Genomic DNA, 14,724 nt, shown 5'->3' on the forward strand with positions numbered 1-14,724 from the left:
GGGCCGGGGGGGAGGTCAGCTCGCGGGGGACAACTGCGCCTGGACGAGCGGGCCGTAGCGGTCGGCGACGGCGTCGATGTCGGTCTGCCGCAGGTGCGGGCCGCGTGCGATGCCGTACATGGCGCCGAGGCCCACGAGGGCCGCGACGGCGAGTTCGGCGCGCAGACCGGCGTCGGGGCCGGTGAGCCGGGCGGCGAGACGCTCGGTCACCTGGGCGCGGAAGTTGGCGCGCAGGACGTCCCCGTGGTCGCCGTGCAGCGGCGCGAAGGCGATGCGCACCAGCGGGTCGGCGCCGCGCTCGCGCTGGCTGGACAGGACGTACCGGACCATGTGCCGGCCGAGGCCGGGCAGCGGCGCGGCCAGCAGCGCGTCGGCGTCGGTGTCGAAGGACATCACGCGGGCGAACAGGGCGTCCTTGTTGCCGAAGTACTTCAGCACGAGCGGCGGGCTGACGCCGGCCCGTTCGGCGACGGCCTTGAGCGTGATGTCGGTGTGCGCGTGCCGGGCGAGGAGGTGGCGGGCGGCCTTGAGGATCGCGGCCTTGGTGGCCTCGGCGTCACGGCGTGCGGGGGCGGCGGCTCGCGGGCCGGGTGGGGTGCTCACGGCTCTCATGCTCCCTCCATCGCCTCGTCGCGGGTGCCCCGGGTGGCGCCGCGGGCACGCCGGGTGCCGCCGGCGGGGCCGTCGCCCGGGATGGTGAGGGCGGCGGCGCAGGCCGCGAGGGCGACGGCGCCCGCCATCGCGAAGGCGAGCAGGTAGCCGTGCAGGGTGGGGACGGCGACGCCGCCCACGGGGCTGGTGTGGTGCACGAGGACGGCGGCGACGGCGGCACTGGACGTGGCCTGGCCGATGGTCCGCATGAGGACGTTGACGCCGTTGGCGGAGGCCGTCTGGCCGGCCGGGACGGCGCGCAGGATCAGGGTCGGCAGCGCCGAGTAGGCGAGCGTGGTGCCGGTGGCGACGACGGTGGCGCCCAGGATGATCATCCACAGGTCGCGGCTGTCGGCGATGCGGACGGCGTAGCCGCAGGCGATGACGGCGGCGCCGAGGGCGAGGGTGACGCGCGGGCCGCGCGCGGCGGAGATGCGGGCGGACAGCGGGGAGAACAGCAGCATGGTGACGCCGCCGGGCAGCAGGCACAGGCCGGTGGCGACGATCGACAGGCCGAGGCCGTAGCCGGTGGCCTTCGGCGCCTGCACCAGCTGGGCGGTGACCAGGGAGTTGGCGTAGAAGGCGAACCCGGTGAGCGTGGCCGCCACATGGGACAGCCCCACCCGCGGCCGGGTCACCAGCCGCAGGTCGACCAGCGGCCGTTCGGTGCGCAGCTGCTGCCACCACCACAGGGCGAGGACGACGACGGCCCCGGCGAACAGCCCGAGGACCCGGGCGCTGCCCCACCCCCAGGTGCCGCCCTGGGAGACGCCCAGCAGCAGGCACACCAGCCCGGCGGCGAGACCGAGCGCGCCGAGCGTGTCGAAGCGGCCGGGCTCCCGTACGGGGGGCTCCTTGACGGCCCACCAGGTGGCCGTCACGCCCGCCGCGCCCAGGGCGCTGGTCAGCCAGAACATGGTGTGCCAGTCGGCGTACTGCACGACCAGCGCGGCGAGCGGCAGGCCGAGGGCGGCGCCGATGCCCACGGTCGCGCTCATGAGCGCGACCGCCGAGCCCCGGCGCTCCGGCGGGAGCTCGTCGCGCAGGATGCTGATGGACAGGGGGACGACGGAGGCGGCGGCGCCCTGCAGCGCCCGGGCGGCGATCAGCACGCGGATGTCGGAGGACAGGGCGCACAGCACCGAGCCGACCGTCATGAGGGCGAGCGCGGTCGTGAGGACCCGGCGTTTGCCGTACATGTCGCCGGCCCGGCCCAGCACGGGGGTGAGGACGGCGCCGGAGAGCAGGGTCGCGGTGACCAGCCAGGAGACGGTGGCGGCCGAGGCTCCGGTGAGCCGGGGCAGGTCCGGCAGGAGCGGGACGACCACGGTCTGCATGACCGCCATGAGGATGCCGCCGGACGCCAGCACCGGGACGGTGAGCCGCTGGCGCAGCGGGGGTGCGGCGGCCGGGGCGCGCGGCGACGGGGGTATCGGGGCGGACTGGTCCATCTGCGCTCCTGCGGACGGCGTTCCCGGAAAGTGAATAGCAATTCACCTTATCGAGTGAATGGTCATTCACCAACCGTTGCCGCCGGGGGAGGTCAGCCGCGCCGGGAGGCCGACCGGGCGTGCAGCGCGCGTGCGGCCCTCGGGCCGAGCCAGCGCTTGAACCTGCGCAGCACCTCCAGCTGCCCGGCCGCCTTGTCGAGGCCGTAGTACAGCTGCGGCGGCACGTAGGGCAGCAGGGGTGAGTGGCGCTGGCCGAGCAGGGCGAACATCCGGTGCGGGGGCAGCTGGATGTAGCGGGGCAGGTTCTCGTACCACCGGGCGCTGTAGCGGGCCGCGCTCTGCACGGACAGCAGGTCGGCCTTGCGCCGCCGCTCGTAGGCGGTGAGCGCGGCGGGCAGGGCGGCGTGCTCGCCGAGGGCGCCGGCCAGGCACATGGCGTCCTCCAGGGCGAGGGTGGTGCCGGCGCCGATGGAGTAGTGGGTGGTGTGGGCCGCGTCGCCGAGCAGCACCAGGTTGCCGTGGTGCCAGGTGCGGTTGGTGAGGGTGCGGAAGTTCAGCCACGCTGCGCCGTCGCGGCCGATGAGGGGGTGGCCGTCGAGGATGCCCGCGAAGAGCTTCTCCAGCAGGGCCAGCCGCTCGCCCTCGTCCGCCCGGTCCAGGCCGAGGCCGGTGAAGGTCTGCGGCGAGCACTCGACGACGCAGGTGCTGTGCTCGCCGCTGTAGCCGTAGCCGTAGGCCCAGATCCAGCCGTGCCGGGTCTCGGTGAAGGCGAAGGTGAAGGCGTCGAAGACCTTGGTCGTGCCGAGCCAGATGTAGTGGTTGCGGCCCGAGACGGACTCGGTGCCGAAGTGGCCGGCGTACCGGGTGCGCAGCGCGCTGTGCACGCCGTCGGCCGCGACGACGAGGTCCGCGCCGGCGGGCGGCCCGGTGATCTCGCTGTCGAACTCCAGGCGTACGCCGAGGGTGCGGGCGCGGTCGGCGAGCAGGGCGAGCAGCCGGTGGCGGCCGATGCCGAAGCCCTGGTCGCCGTGGTGCCGGGTCGTCAGGTCACCGACGTGGGCGACGCCGTCGCTCCAGCTGACGGAGTGTTCCTCGATCGCCCGCGCCGAGGCGGGGTCGTGCTCCTGGAGCCTGTCGATGAGGCCACGCCAGTACGTCACGCCCCAGCCGTAGGTCGAACCCTCCGGATTGCGTTCGTGGACGGTGACGTCCACGGCCGGGTCCTGCCTCTTGAGCAGGATGGCGAGGTACAGGCCGGCCGGCCCTCCTCCGACGCAGACCACCTTCACCGCAACACCCCTACCGGTCACCTGGAGTAAAGATCCGACCCCGCACAGTAGCAGGGCCGGTCGCGTCGATCGCGTCAGCCTGGCGCGGTGAGCCGGGTCACCCGGACGGGCGGCGCCGGAGAAGGATCGGCGGAAAACCGGGCGCGGCGGCAAGGAATTGCCCGGGCGGCGGCACGCCGGCCCGGCGCCACGACAAGATCATCTTCGTTCAACTCTGTATGACATGTGGCCACTTGTCCTGATCGTGACCAACCGGCTCCGGGGGATTTCCCCCGTTCCCGCACCCACCGGTAGGCATGCGTCGTCACCACCGCAACACCCCTCCCGGAGGACCCGCATGACCGACCTCACCCGCCGCCGCGCGCTCACCGCGGCGGCCGCCCTGGCCGCGACGGCCTCGGCCGCCACGCTCGTCGCACCCGCCGCCTCGGCCGCCGGCCACGACCACGACCACACCGCGCCGCAGTCCTTCGACGAGGTCTACAAGGGCCGCCGGATACAGGGCCGGCCGGCCGGCGCGGGCGGTCACCACGCCGAACACGGCGGCGGCTACGCGGTGTTCGTGGACGGGGTGCAGCTGCACATGATGCGCAACGCCGACGGCAGCTGGATCAGCGTCGTCAGCCACTACGACCCGGTGGCCACCCCGCGCGCGGCCGCCCGTGCCGCGGTCGACGAGCTCCAGGGCGCGCCCCTGCTGCCCTTCCCCGCCAACTGACCGCCCCCGCAAGGACTCACGGAGCACCGCGCACCATGACCGTACGCAAGAACCAGGCCGTCCTGACCGCAGACGAGAAGCGCCGGTTCGTCGCCGCACTCCTCGAACTCAAGCGCAGCGGACGCTACGACGACTTCGTCCGCACGCACAACGCCTTCATCATGGCCGACACCGACAGCGGCGAGCGGACGGGACACCGCTCCCCGTCCTTCCTGCCCTGGCACCGCAGATTCCTGCTCGACTTCGAGCAGGCGCTGCAGTCGGTGGACCCCTCGGTGGCGCTGCCGTACTGGGACTGGAGCACCGACCGCACGGTCCGCGCTTCGCTGTGGGCGCCGGACTTCCTCGGCGGCACCGGTCGCAGTTCGGACGGCCGGGTGATGGACGGCCCGTTCGCCGCGGCCGGCGGCGCCTGGCCGGTCAACGTGCGGGTGGACGGCCGCACGTTCCTGCGCCGCTCGCTCGGCACGGGCGTGCGCGAGCTGCCGACCCGGGCGGAGGTGGAGTCGGTGCTGTCGATCGCCACGTACGACATGGCGCCGTACAACAGTGCCTCGGACGGCTTCCGCAACCACCTGGAGGGCTGGCGCGGGGTCAACCTGCACAACCGGGTCCACGTGTGGGTCGGCGGGCAGATGGCCACCGGGGTCTCACCCAACGACCCGGTGTTCTGGCTGCACCACGCCTACGTCGACAAGCTGTGGGCCGAGTGGCAGCGGCGGCACCCCGGCGCCGGGTACGTGCCGGCGGCCGGCACGCCGGACGTAGTGGACCTCGACGAGACGATGAAGCCGTGGAACGACGTGCGTCCGGCGGACCTGCTGGACCACACCCGGCACTACACCTTCGACGTCTGATCAGACCTCGGCGCCGCGGCACTCCGGGTGGCCCCAGCCCTTCGTGTTCTTGGCGATGGACTCGCCGGCCGCGTAGGAGCGGCCGCACAGGCAGCGGCCGGGGAACTTCGCCTTGATGGTGCGTGCGGACGCCGCGCCGCCGGTACGGCGGGGCGCCTTCTTGCGCGGCGCCCTGGCCGCCGGGGCGTCGGGGGACGCCGGCGGCTGCGGGGAGCCGAGCGCGCTGCCGGCCGCCTCCTGGACGGTCGCCGCCTGGCTGGCGGCGCGGTCGGCGAAGTCGTTCAGCGGGTCGCCGTCGGCCTGGTGGGCCGGCACGTAGCGGAAGTCGACGGTCCGCCCGTCGAGCAGTTCGTCGATGCGGACCACCAGGTCCTGGTTGGCGACCGGCTTGCCGGCGGCGGTCTTCCAGCCGTTGCGCTTCCAGCCGGGCAGCCAGGTGGTGACGGCCTTCATCGCGTACTGGGAGTCCATCCGGATCTCCAGCGGCACATCGGGGTCGACGGCCGCCAGCAGGCGTTCCAGGGCGGTCAGTTCGGCGACGTTGTTGGTGGCCCGGCCGAGCGGGCCGGCCTCCCAGCGGGCGGGGGTCCGCTCGTCGCCGTCGGAGACCACCCACGCCCATCCGGCCGGTCCGGGGTTTCCCTTCGAAGCCCCGTCGCACGCGGCCACCACACGTTCACGCATGTGCACGATGATGCCATGGCCTCGCCGGCCGGCGTCCCGGGCCGGGTCAGACGTCCTTGACCCCGGGCATCTCCCCCTCGGTGGTCGTGACGTCGATCACCGAGAAATTGGCGCCCTGCGGGTCGCTGAGCGCCGCGAACCGGCCGAAGGGGCTGCTCATCGGACCGAAGCGGAGGATGCCGCCGAGCGTCGTTGCCCTGGCGACGGCCTCGTCGCAGTCGTCCACGGCGAAGTAGACGTTGACGTACGACGGCACCTCGGGTGGGAAGTCCTCCGTCATCCGCATCCTGCCGAGGACCGTGTCCTCCCCGAGGTCGAACATGCGGAAGTCGACCGCCTGGTCCTCGATCTCCTTCATCCGGTACGGGAAGACGGCGGAGAGGAAGGCGTCGGCCGTCTCTGGCTCGCGGGTGAAGACCTCGGCCCAGCAGTAGGCGCCCGGTGTCGCCGCCGGCGCCTCGAAGCCCTCGTGGGTGCCGGCCTGCCACACGCCGAACACGGCCCCGCTGGGCTCCCTGGCCAGGCACATGGTGCCGAAGTCACCCACCCGCATCGGCCCCATCAGCACCTCGCCGCCGTTCTCGCGGATCTTCGCCGCGGTGGCCTCGGCGTCCGGCGAGGCGAGGTACAGGCACCACTGCGACTGGCCCTCCTGCCCCGGCATGGGCGGCACGACGGCGGCCACCGCCCTGCCGTCCACGTAGGCCTGCGTGTAGTTGCCGTACTCCGACGACGACTCGCCGAAGGTCCAGCCGAGGACGTCGCCGTAGAACCTCTTCGCTCCCTCGACGTCGCTGAACATCGCATCGGCCCAACAGGGCGTTCCTTCGGGTTGTACGGCCATGCTCGCGGCCCTCCTGAGGTGCGGTGTGTCCCCGATTGCTCACGCTAGCCACCCGCCGGGCGGCCCGCGCGCCGAACCGAACGGAAATCCCGTCGACAGCAGGGGTGTCGGGGCGCTGGGATGGGCACCGATGAGTGCCTTTCACAGCCGGAGCCCGCGGCGGATGCACGCGGACGAGGCCGACGTCGACGCCCCGCTGGTCCGGCGCCTGGTCGCCCGGCGGTTCCCCGAGTGGGCCGGGCTGCCGGTCCGGCGCCTGGCGTCCAGTGGCACCGAGAACGCCATGTTCCGGCTGGGGCCCCGCCTCGTGGTGCGGCTCCCCCGCCGCCCCGGGGCCGTGCCGGACGTGGTGCACGAGCAGCGCTGGCTGCCCCGGCTCGGACCGCTGCTGCCGGTGGCCGTGCCCGAGCCGCTGGGGGTGGGCGAACCGGACGAGGACTTCCCGTGGCCCTGGTCGGTCTACCGGTGGCTGGAGGGCCGCAACCCCGTCGCGGGGGCGGTCGAGGAGCCGCGGCGGCTGGCCGTGGACCTGGGGACGTTCGTGCGGTCGCTGCGCCGCGTCGCCCCGTGGGACGGGCCGCCCGGTCACCGGGGCGGCCCCCTGCGGGACCGGGACGAGCCCACCCGGGCGGCCGTCGCGGAACTGGGCGCCAGGGTGGACGCCGCCGCGGTCACGGCCCTGTGGGAGCGGGCCCTGGACGCCCCGGCCCATACCGGAGCGGCGGTGTGGGCCCACGGCGACCTGTCGCCCGGGAACGTGCTGGTCGGCCCCGGCGGCGCACTGCGCGCGGTGATCGACTTCGGCACCGCCGGGGTCGGCGATCCCGCCGCGGACCTGATCGTCGCCTGGAACCTGCTGCCCGGACACGCCCGGGACACCTTCCGCCGGACCGTCGGCGCGGACGACGCCGAGTGGGCGCGCGGGCGGGGCTGGGCGCTGTCGGTCTCACTGATCCAGCTGCCGTACTACTGGGACACGAATCCGGCGCTCGCGGAGAACTCCCGGCATGTGATCACCGAGATCCTCGCCGAGGCCGGATAGCGCCGGGGCGCGTCACTCCCCCGCGTACGCCCTCTCCAGCGCGGCGACGTCCAGCTTGCCCATGCCCAGCATGGCGCGGGTGGTGCGGGCGGCCTTCTCCGGGTCCGGGTCGGCCATCAGGTCGATCAGCCGGCCGTAGACGACCTGCCAGGAGACGCCGTACTTGTCCTTGAGCCAGCCGCAGGGGCCGCCCTCGCCGCCGCCCTCGGTGAGCCTGGTCCAGTAGTGGTCGATCTCCTGCTGGTCGGCGCAGAGGATCTGGAACGACACCGCCTCGTCGAACGTGAACTGGGGCCCGCCGTTGAGCGCGAGGAACCTCTGGCCGTTGGCCGTGAACTCGACGGCCAGCACGGAGCCCGCCGGTCCGGGACCGGCGTCGGTGTAGCGGCTGACGCGGCCGATGCCGGAGTTCTTGAAGACCGACACGTAGTAGTGGGCGGCCTCCTCGGCCTGTCCGTCGAACCAGAGACACGTGGTGAAACCGTCGGTGGTCATGAGCACCTCCTGGGCGTGGAACGCGGTCACCGGTGCAGACCGGGCCGCGGCCCGGAACTCATCGGCCCCGGCCACCGGACGTCGTTTCCGGCGGCCGCGGCCGAAGCGGCCCGGCCGCGACCGGGTCAGGCGGCCAGGCAGAGTCCGTTGTGCGGCCGGTACGGCACGCCGGCCGGCCGGCGCCGCTCGGGCGTGCGCCGGGTCAGCTCGCCGTGCGCCAGCGACAGCAGGTCGCCGAGGCCCAGGCCGAGCGCGTGCGCGGCGGCCGCCAGGACCTCCGAGGAGGCCTCCTTGCGGCCGCGCTCGATCTCCGACAGATAGGGCAGCGAGATCCGGGCCGCGTCGGCCACGTCCTTGATCGTGCGCTGCTGCGCCCGGCGCTCGCGCCGCAGCACCTCCCCGATCAGGTCGCGCCACAGCGGCTCCCGGGGCTCGGGCCCCCCGCCGCCGTCGGGGCGGACGGGTGCGGGTCGCAGGGGAAGGACTCGGGCTTCGGTGCTCACCTGTTCGCTCACCTCCGTCAGCCTAGGAGCCGTGATCACGGTGACAAGGGTGCCGCGTTGCGCCCAGAGGGAAATCACGTGGCGGCCGGGGCCGTCTCCGTCCGGCGAGGGCTGTTTCCGGCCAACACGCGGGCGATCACGCGTACAGTGCGTCACCAGGGGTACCCGCCGGGTGAGCGGCTCCGCAGGGACGCATGGTTCCGGCAGAATGGGGTAGGCGCTCCAAGCACACCGTGGCTGAAACAGCGTCGATGCGGACATACGACTCATGGCCGCGGAGGCGGACGTCGAACCGTGACTCACGTGGGAGAGGCAATGAAGACCGCCGGGATCCGGTCGAAGGCAGGGGTAGCCGAGAGAGCCGGGCAGGACACGACGTGCGACGGACCGGTGCTCGGCATCGACGACCCGGCCTCCGTCGCCCCGCGCGACGCACGCGAGTTGTCCCGGCAGTTCTTCCGGCGGCTGGCCGAGCTGGACGAGGGCACTCCCGAGTACCAGTACGCCCGCAACACCCTCATCGAGATGAACATGTCGCTCGTGCGGTTCGCGGCCGGCCGGTTCCGCAGCCGCGGGGACGACATGGAGGACATCGTCCAGACCGGCATGATCGGTCTGATCAAGGCCATCGACCGGTTCGAGCTGGCGCGCGAGGTCGAGTTCACCTCCTTCGCGCTTCCGTACATCGTCGGCGAGATCAAGCGGTTCTTCCGGGACAGCACCTGGGCGGTGCACGTGCCGCGCCGGCTCCAGGAGCTGCGCGTGGAGCTGGCCAAGGCCCGCGAGGAGCTGTCCAGCCGGCTGGACCGGGACCCGACGGTCGCGGAGCTGGCCACGCTGATGAACCTCTCCGCGCAGCAGGTGGTGGAGGCCCAGCTGGCTTCCAACGGCTACAACTCGGCCTCCCTGGACGCCGCGCTCACCGGTGACGGCCCCGACGACGGCGAGGCCGTGCTCGCCGACTTCATCGGCGTCGAGGAGGAGGGGCTGGGGCTCGTCGAGGACCTCCACGCACTCGCCCCGCTGATGGCCGAACTGAGCGACCGCGACCGCCGCATCATCCACCTGCGGTTCGTCGAGGAGGCCACTCAGGCCGAGATCGGCGAACGGCTCGGCTGCTCGCAGATGCACGTCTCGCGGCTGATCAAGCGGATCATCTCGCGGCTGCGCCAGGGAATGCTCGGCGAACTGGGCTGCGCCTGACCGAGCACCCCGGCGCCGACGGCGTCCGCCGTCAGCGCCTCAGCTCGAAACGGGCCCGCACGCGTTTGCCGACCGGCACCCGCTCCACGCTGACGTCCGCGGCCAGGGCGTGCACGATCTCCAGACCGTGCCGCCCGACGCGGGCGGGGTCCTTCGGATAGCGGCGGGGCAGGGCGGAACTGCTGTCGTACACGGACACCGTGACACAGCTGTCGGTGCCCTCCAGCTCCAGGATGTACGGGCCGTCGCTGTGCCGGTCGGCGTTGGTCACCAGCTCACTGACCATCAGCAGCAGCTCGCCTCCGGCGCGGCCGTCGGGGGCGGCGCACCACTCGGTCCTCAGCTGCTCGAGGAACCGGGCGGCGAAGTCGCGCGCCTCCGCGATGCATCCGGGCTCGCCGGTGTAGTGCGCCGCACGACGCAGCGGCTCAACGGGTACGTCGAAACCAGTCGGTATCACTGTCCCGCCCAGGTGTTCGGTCATGCTGTCTCTCTCGGAAAGCCGGTCCGGCCGGTCACTGTCGCACCCGTCCTCGTACCCCATGCCGGGCCCGTCAGTCCACCGGATGCGTTCGCCCAGCGCGCACAGTGGCGAGGGTCACGTCCGCGGCAGGCCGGAGTCCGGCGGCCGGGACGGCGCGGACGTCCCGGCCGACCGGTCGGTCTTCCCGCCGGTCGCCTCGCCGGTGGGGGTCGTCCCGGCCGACCGGGGACCGGAGGAGGGCTGCGCCGGTGTGGACGCGGGCGGCTCGGAGGACGGCTTCGAAGGGGACTCGGGAGACGACTCGGACGACGGCTCGGACCCCTTGGACTCCGGCGACGACGGCTTCGGCGTGCTGGACTGCGGTGACCTGGATTCCGGCGTCCCGGAGCCCGGCGGCTTGGTTTCCGGTGTCCTCGATTCCGGCGGCTTCGATTGCGGCGACGAGGAGGAAGCCGACGAGGGCGGCGAAGGAGAGGAGCCTGGCGGCGAGGACGGGGACCCGGGGGACGAGGACTGCGACCAGCTGGGTCCGCCCGGCGTCGCCCAGGGGTGCGGTTCGGCGGGCGGCTTCGCACGCCGGTCGTGACGGCAGTCGCGGTCCGCGCGCTGCCGGTGGATCCAGTCGTCGTGGCGGGAGTCGTAGATGACGAAGACGTCGAGGGGCTTCCGTGCGGGCATCACCACGACCACGCCCGAGGGCCGGTACGACGGCCAGCGGGCGCCCACCGGCTCGGGTGCGGCCCGCTGGGCCACGGGCGGGGTCAGCGGATTGCCGCAGGCGCAGCGCACCCTGGGCACGCCGTGCCCGTCCACCAGCACGGCGGTGCCCGCCTGGAGCACGGCCTGGTAGGCGGTGGCCCTGCCGTCGCGGTAGCCGTGGTTGGTGACGCGGGTGTCGACACGCAACTGGACGGGGGTGAGCGAGCGCAGGTAACCGGGCACGCCGGCCGGCTCGACACCGGCCACGGAGGCGAAGGACCGGTTCCTGGCCGGATCGGCCCGCAGGAACCTGATCTGCTGCTCCACGTCGCAGGCGGCCACCTTCTGCGTGCCGCCGTACAGGCCGGGAGCGCCGCCGCTCACTCCGCGCACCGCGTTGACCGTTCCGGTAGAGGGGGCCGCGGAGCCGGAGGGCGGCGGGAGGGCGGAGCTCTGCCGCGCGGTCGACTTCGTGTACGGGTTCGGGCCCGCGCTGTTGGCGGACTGCAGGAAGACCTCGCCGCCCTTGGCGGAGGGAGCGCCGCCGGGACGGGTGAGGACGACCGCGAGGACCACGGCGACGACCACGGCGGCAGTGACGGCGACCACCCGCGGCACCGACTTCCACCAGGGCCCGTGCGGCTCCGCGGGCCCGCCGCGCGACGGCTGCGAGGGGGGCGGCGGCGGTTCCGAGGGGGGCGGCGGCCCGGGTGGCCGGTTCGAGCCCGACAGGGGACCGGAAGGCGGGCCGGTGGGACGGCCGGAGGACGGAGGGTCGACGCTCATGAGCACTTCTTCCCGTCGCGGTGCGCGGCTTCGCTCAGTCACCTCCCGTGTGCTGGGCCCGGGTCCCTTTCCGTGCGTTCGCACCTGCTTCGGTTCATTGTGCGCAGCAGTGGGGTGACGCCCGCAAGCCGGGCGGACGGGACGCGGACGGCCCACCCGGCGGGCGCGCCGCAGGGGCGCTGCCTAGCGTGGCAGGGGTGAGCCCTCCGATCATCTCCGAGCGGCCCCTCGCCCGCCCCGGCTGGGCGCGGGCCGTCGCCGCGGTCCTGTCCGGGCTGGCCGTGATGGTGCTGGTGGCGGCGCTGGGGCTGTGGGCGGCCGGCGCGGCGGACCTGCCGGACGGCGCGTTCGTGCGGGTGGTGGCCGCGACCCTCGTCGCGGCGGTCGGCGGCAGCGTGCAACTCTCCGGGAACGCGGGTGTGCTCGCGCGGACCGGTGCGGGCATCAACGTGCTGCCGCTGTCCGTGACCCTCGCCGGCGCCCTGGTGATCGGCGTGGGCTTCCTGCGCCCCCTGCGGTACCGGGCCGTGGCCTCGGCCGGGGAACTGGCGGGCTGGGCGGCGCGGATCGCGGCGCTGTGGCTGCCGGCGCTGATCGGCCTGGCGTTCGCGGCCCGGCAGACCTTCGCCGTCGACGTGGGCAGCGGGACGCTCAGCGACCTGACCGACCTGTTCGGCGCCGCGCCCGAGGCCGGGTTCACCACGGACGTACCGCTGACCGTGCTGTTCGGGCTGCTGTGGCTGGCCGGGGTGCTGGCGCTGACGCTTCTGGTCGCCCGCGGGGCGCCGCTGCCGGCGCGGTTGCTGCGCTTCCAGGAGTCGGTGCGCCCGGCGGCGCAGGCGATGACGACCCTGCTCCTCGCCTGCGTCGCCGTCGCCCTCGTCGCCGCGCTGCTCACGGCGGCCGTCCGCGGCAACGTGCCCGAGATCCTCGCGCTCATCCTGCTCGGCCTGCCCAACCTTGCCTGGACGGGCTTCACCCTGGGCCTCGGGGCGACCTGGAGCGGCCGCGTTGACGGATCGTTCGGACTGCCGGTGCCGCACGTCCTGGACGCGATCCTGCGTACCCCCGGCGTCTCCGCGCTGGACCTGCGTTCCCTCACCGGGTACGACGGCCGGTGGTGGTGGCTGGTGGTCGTGGACGCGGTGCTGCTGCTCGGCGTGGCCTTCCGGATGGCGGTCCGTTCCCCGGCCGGGGTGCGCCTGTGGCGAAACGCCCTGCACCTGGCCGTCGCGCTGGCCCTGACCGTGCTGATGATCTGCCTGCTGGGGCGGATCTCGGCGCACTACGGGCTCTCCCTGCTCGGCATCGGCGACCTCGGTGGCAGGCTGTCCGGAGAGCTGTTCCTGCAGCCCCGGCTGTGGCCGGCGGTCGGCCTCGGCGCCGTGTGGGGCCTGGCCGCGGGCTTCCTGGGCGGCCTGCCGGCCCGGCGGGTGCGCCGCCGGGGCCAGGTCGGCGGACCGTAGCGGGCGGGGCGGTCAGGCCCGGAACACGGGCTCCGCCCAGTGCGGGGGTCCGGGCGGCGGCGTGGCTTCCGGCTCCTTCCCCGTACGGGGGCCGGGGGGCGACGGCGCGGCGGGCGGCGGCGCGGTGGCGGCGCGCAGGGCGGCGACGAAGTCCAGGCAGGTGTCGTAGCGGGCGTCCGGGCTCTTGGCGAGGGCCTTGGCGAAGACGGTGTCGACGTCCGCCGCGAGGCCGGGGCGTACCCCGCTCGGCGGGGGCGGCTCGTCGTACTGGTGGGCCCACAGCAGGGCCATGTCGTCCTCGCGCTGGAAGGGCGGGCGGCCGGTGAGGACCTCGTAGACGACGCAGGCCAGGCCGTACACGTCGCAGCGGCCGTCGACCGGGCGGCCGGAGATCTGCTCGGGGGCCACGTAGTCGAGGGTGCCGACGAACTGGCCGACGCTGGTGAACCCGGTCAGGGACAGCGACTTCTTGGTGAGTCCGAAGTCTGTGAGGTAGACGTGCTCGGGGTGGTCGCTGTCGGTGCCCTCGGCGATCAGGATGTTGCCGGGCTTGACGTCGCGGTGGACCAGGCCGTGCGCGTGGGCGGCGTCGAGGGCCGAGGCCACCTGCGCGGTGATCCGCACGGCGTCCGGCGGCGGCAGCGGGCCGCGCAGATCGAGGAGGTGGCGCAGATCGCTGCCGGAGACGTAGCGCATCGCGATGTACAGCACGTCGTCCGTCTCACCGGCCTCGAAGACCGGCACGATGTGCGGGTGGTCGAGCGACGCCGCCACCTGTGACTCGTGGGTGAAACGCCGGCGGAAGGTGTCGTTGCGGGCCAGCTCCGGGGCGAGCAGCTTCAGGGCGACGGTGCGGCCGAGGCGCAGGTCGCGGGCGCGGTAGACGACGGCCATGCCGCCGCGCCCGACCTCGCTCTCGACCAGGTAGCCCGCCACCTGCCGGCCGATCAGTTCCGAGGGCCGTCCGGAGAACACACCGGTCTCCCCCGCCATCAGCGCTCACCTTCGGGCGCGACCAGGCGGGTGGCCGCGTGCCCGGTGTCGTCCTCCCGGCCCGGCGCCCGGTCGGTGGCGTAGGTGGACAGCCGCCGTCCGTCGCCGTACGTCCACCGTTCCTGGCGCGGGTCGTAGAGCCACACGGACTCGCCGTCGACCACGATCCCGATGCGCAGGCCCTCGGTGCGGTCGTGGAAGTCCTCGCCGTCCAGGGTGCCTGCCGCGAGTTCCTCCACGGCGGAGCGGTAGTCGGCCAGGACCCGTTCGGCGTCGGCGAGCAACGGCCGCGGATCGTCGGTGCCGGCGGGGCCGTCGGCGGCGGGCGGATCCGCGGGTACGGCGACCAGGTGGCGGCCGTCGACCCAGGCGGCCCAGCCGTTGGCGCACAGGACGCGCCCCCAGTCGCCGCGTCGTTCCACCAGCCGGACCGGCAGCAGCGGGTCGAGGCCCACGGTGGGCCGGCCCGGGTCCGGGGCCTCCCAGGCGGGCATGCCGTGCGGCGGGACGACATGGGTGGGACGGAATCCGGGGCCGGTCGCCTTGGTCATCGGGACGC

Annotated in this window: 16 protein-coding genes; 5 read left to right on the plus strand and 11 right to left on the minus strand. The window is 73.9% G+C overall.

Annotation, left to right across the window (positions count from 1 at the left end):
- Positions 1–15: 15 nt before the first annotated feature.
- From IE177_RS08135 to IE177_RS08145, 3 genes are all read right to left on the minus strand, one after another.
- Entirely contained in the window at positions 16–612 is a 597-nt protein-coding gene (locus tag IE177_RS08135) for a TetR/AcrR family transcriptional regulator (RefSeq protein ID WP_190014235.1), read from the minus strand.
- The gene (locus tag IE177_RS08140; RefSeq protein ID WP_190014238.1) at positions 609–2,102 is read right to left on the minus strand and encodes an MFS transporter; all 1,494 of its coding nucleotides are present in this window, start codon (positions 2,100–2,102) and stop codon (positions 609–611) included. Before IE177_RS08140 ends, IE177_RS08135 begins: the two co-directional genes overlap by 4 nt.
- A 92-nt stretch (positions 2,103–2,194) precedes the next feature.
- On the minus strand, positions 2,195–3,391 hold the full coding sequence (locus IE177_RS08145) for an FAD-dependent monooxygenase (RefSeq protein WP_190014240.1): 1,197 nt from the start codon (positions 3,389–3,391) through the stop codon (positions 2,195–2,197).
- A 337-nt stretch (positions 3,392–3,728) separates the two neighbouring features.
- Between IE177_RS08145 and melC1 the strand changes: the two genes are divergently transcribed.
- Positions 3,729–4,109, plus strand: coding sequence for an apotyrosinase chaperone MelC1 (melC1, locus tag IE177_RS08150; RefSeq protein ID WP_190014241.1), 381 nt, complete (start codon positions 3,729–3,731; stop codon positions 4,107–4,109).
- A gap of 35 nt (positions 4,110–4,144) precedes the next feature.
- Complete coding sequence (gene melC2 / locus IE177_RS08155; RefSeq protein WP_190014243.1) at positions 4,145–4,966, plus strand: tyrosinase MelC2; 822 nt, start codon at positions 4,145–4,147, stop codon at positions 4,964–4,966.
- Here melC2 and IE177_RS08160 read toward each other — a convergent pair whose 3' ends face one another.
- The gene (locus IE177_RS08160; RefSeq protein ID WP_190014245.1) at positions 4,967–5,650 is read right to left on the minus strand and encodes a ribonuclease H family protein; all 684 of its coding nucleotides are present in this window, start codon (positions 5,648–5,650) and stop codon (positions 4,967–4,969) included.
- Between the two features lie 46 nt (positions 5,651–5,696).
- Positions 5,697–6,494, minus strand: coding sequence for a VOC family protein (locus IE177_RS08165; protein ID WP_190014247.1), 798 nt, complete (start codon positions 6,492–6,494; stop codon positions 5,697–5,699).
- A gap of 163 nt (positions 6,495–6,657) precedes the next feature.
- On the opposite strand from IE177_RS08165, the gene IE177_RS08170 reads away from it, so the two are divergent.
- Complete coding sequence (locus tag IE177_RS08170; RefSeq protein ID WP_190014249.1) at positions 6,658–7,536, plus strand: aminoglycoside phosphotransferase family protein; 879 nt, start codon at positions 6,658–6,660, stop codon at positions 7,534–7,536.
- 12 nt (positions 7,537–7,548) lie between these two features.
- On the opposite strand, the gene IE177_RS08175 is transcribed toward IE177_RS08170, so the two are convergent.
- On the minus strand, positions 7,549–8,031 hold the full coding sequence (locus IE177_RS08175; RefSeq protein ID WP_190014251.1) for a VOC family protein: 483 nt from the start codon (positions 8,029–8,031) through the stop codon (positions 7,549–7,551).
- A gap of 125 nt (positions 8,032–8,156) precedes the next feature.
- Entirely contained in the window at positions 8,157–8,546 is a 390-nt protein-coding gene (locus IE177_RS08180) for a helix-turn-helix domain-containing protein (RefSeq protein WP_190014252.1), read from the minus strand.
- Between the two features lie 303 nt (positions 8,547–8,849).
- Here IE177_RS08180 and IE177_RS08185 point away from each other — a divergent pair, with 303 nt between their 5' ends.
- Positions 8,850–9,737: an RNA polymerase sigma factor SigF gene (locus IE177_RS08185; protein ID WP_190014254.1), complete on the plus strand. Its 888-nt coding sequence runs from the start codon at positions 8,850–8,852 to the stop codon at positions 9,735–9,737.
- Positions 9,738–9,768: 31 nt separating this feature from the next.
- Here the strand turns inward: IE177_RS08185 and IE177_RS08190 are convergent, their stop codons facing one another.
- Positions 9,769–10,221 carry an ATP-binding protein gene (locus tag IE177_RS08190; protein ID WP_190014255.1) on the minus strand — a complete coding sequence of 151 codons (453 nt, stop codon included), beginning with the start codon at positions 10,219–10,221 and terminating at the stop codon, positions 9,769–9,771.
- Between the two features lie 114 nt (positions 10,222–10,335).
- Positions 10,336–11,706: a DUF6777 domain-containing protein gene (locus tag IE177_RS08195; RefSeq protein WP_190014257.1), complete on the minus strand. Its 1,371-nt coding sequence runs from the start codon at positions 11,704–11,706 to the stop codon at positions 10,336–10,338.
- Between the two features lie 197 nt (positions 11,707–11,903).
- Between IE177_RS08195 and IE177_RS08200 the strand changes: the two genes are divergently transcribed.
- Positions 11,904–13,172 (plus strand): streptophobe family protein, encoded by a 1,269-nt coding sequence (locus IE177_RS08200; protein WP_190014259.1) that lies wholly within the window; start codon positions 11,904–11,906, stop codon positions 13,170–13,172.
- A gap of 12 nt (positions 13,173–13,184) precedes the next feature.
- Here IE177_RS08200 and IE177_RS08205 read toward each other — a convergent pair whose 3' ends face one another.
- Both IE177_RS08205 and IE177_RS08210 read right to left on the minus strand, forming a co-directional pair.
- Complete coding sequence (locus IE177_RS08205; protein ID WP_190014261.1) at positions 13,185–14,165, minus strand: serine/threonine-protein kinase; 981 nt, start codon at positions 14,163–14,165, stop codon at positions 13,185–13,187.
- The gene (locus tag IE177_RS08210; protein ID WP_190014263.1) at positions 14,165–14,716 is read right to left on the minus strand and encodes a hypothetical protein; all 552 of its coding nucleotides are present in this window, start codon (positions 14,714–14,716) and stop codon (positions 14,165–14,167) included. The genes IE177_RS08205 and IE177_RS08210 overlap by 1 nt, the downstream gene beginning before the upstream one ends.
- Positions 14,717–14,724 lie beyond the last annotated feature (8 nt).

It is taken from the genome of Streptomyces lucensis JCM 4490, assembly GCF_014650035.1.
Classification (GTDB): Bacteria; Actinomycetota; Actinomycetes; order Streptomycetales; family Streptomycetaceae; genus Streptomyces; species Streptomyces lucensis.

Bases quoted from the DNA above. Each gene is read 5' to 3' on its own strand.
- IE177_RS08135 (WP_190014235.1), bottom strand. From the start codon at position 612: ATGAGAGCCGTGAGCACCCCACCCGGCCCGCGAGCCGCCGCCCCCGCA.
- IE177_RS08140 (WP_190014238.1), bottom strand. From the start codon at position 2,102: ATGGACCAGTCCGCCCCGATACCCCCGTCGCCGCGCGCCCCGGCCGCC.
- melC1 (WP_190014241.1), top strand. From the start codon at position 3,729: ATGACCGACCTCACCCGCCGCCGCGCGCTCACCGCGGCGGCCGCCCTG.
- melC2 (WP_190014243.1), top strand. From the start codon at position 4,145: ATGACCGTACGCAAGAACCAGGCCGTCCTGACCGCAGACGAGAAGCGC.
- IE177_RS08160 (WP_190014245.1), bottom strand. From the start codon at position 5,650: ATGCGTGAACGTGTGGTGGCCGCGTGCGACGGGGCTTCGAAGGGAAAC.
- IE177_RS08165 (WP_190014247.1), bottom strand. From the start codon at position 6,494: ATGGCCGTACAACCCGAAGGAACGCCCTGTTGGGCCGATGCGATGTTC.
- IE177_RS08170 (WP_190014249.1), top strand. From the start codon at position 6,658: ATGCACGCGGACGAGGCCGACGTCGACGCCCCGCTGGTCCGGCGCCTG.
- IE177_RS08175 (WP_190014251.1), bottom strand. From the start codon at position 8,031: ATGACCACCGACGGTTTCACCACGTGTCTCTGGTTCGACGGACAGGCC.
- IE177_RS08185 (WP_190014254.1), top strand. From the start codon at position 8,850: ATGAAGACCGCCGGGATCCGGTCGAAGGCAGGGGTAGCCGAGAGAGCC.
- IE177_RS08190 (WP_190014255.1), bottom strand. From the start codon at position 10,221: ATGACCGAACACCTGGGCGGGACAGTGATACCGACTGGTTTCGACGTA.
- IE177_RS08195 (WP_190014257.1), bottom strand. From the start codon at position 11,706: ATGAGCGTCGACCCTCCGTCCTCCGGCCGTCCCACCGGCCCGCCTTCC.
- IE177_RS08205 (WP_190014261.1), bottom strand. From the start codon at position 14,165: ATGGCGGGGGAGACCGGTGTGTTCTCCGGACGGCCCTCGGAACTGATC.
- IE177_RS08210 (WP_190014263.1), bottom strand. From the start codon at position 14,716: ATGACCAAGGCGACCGGCCCCGGATTCCGTCCCACCCATGTCGTCCCG.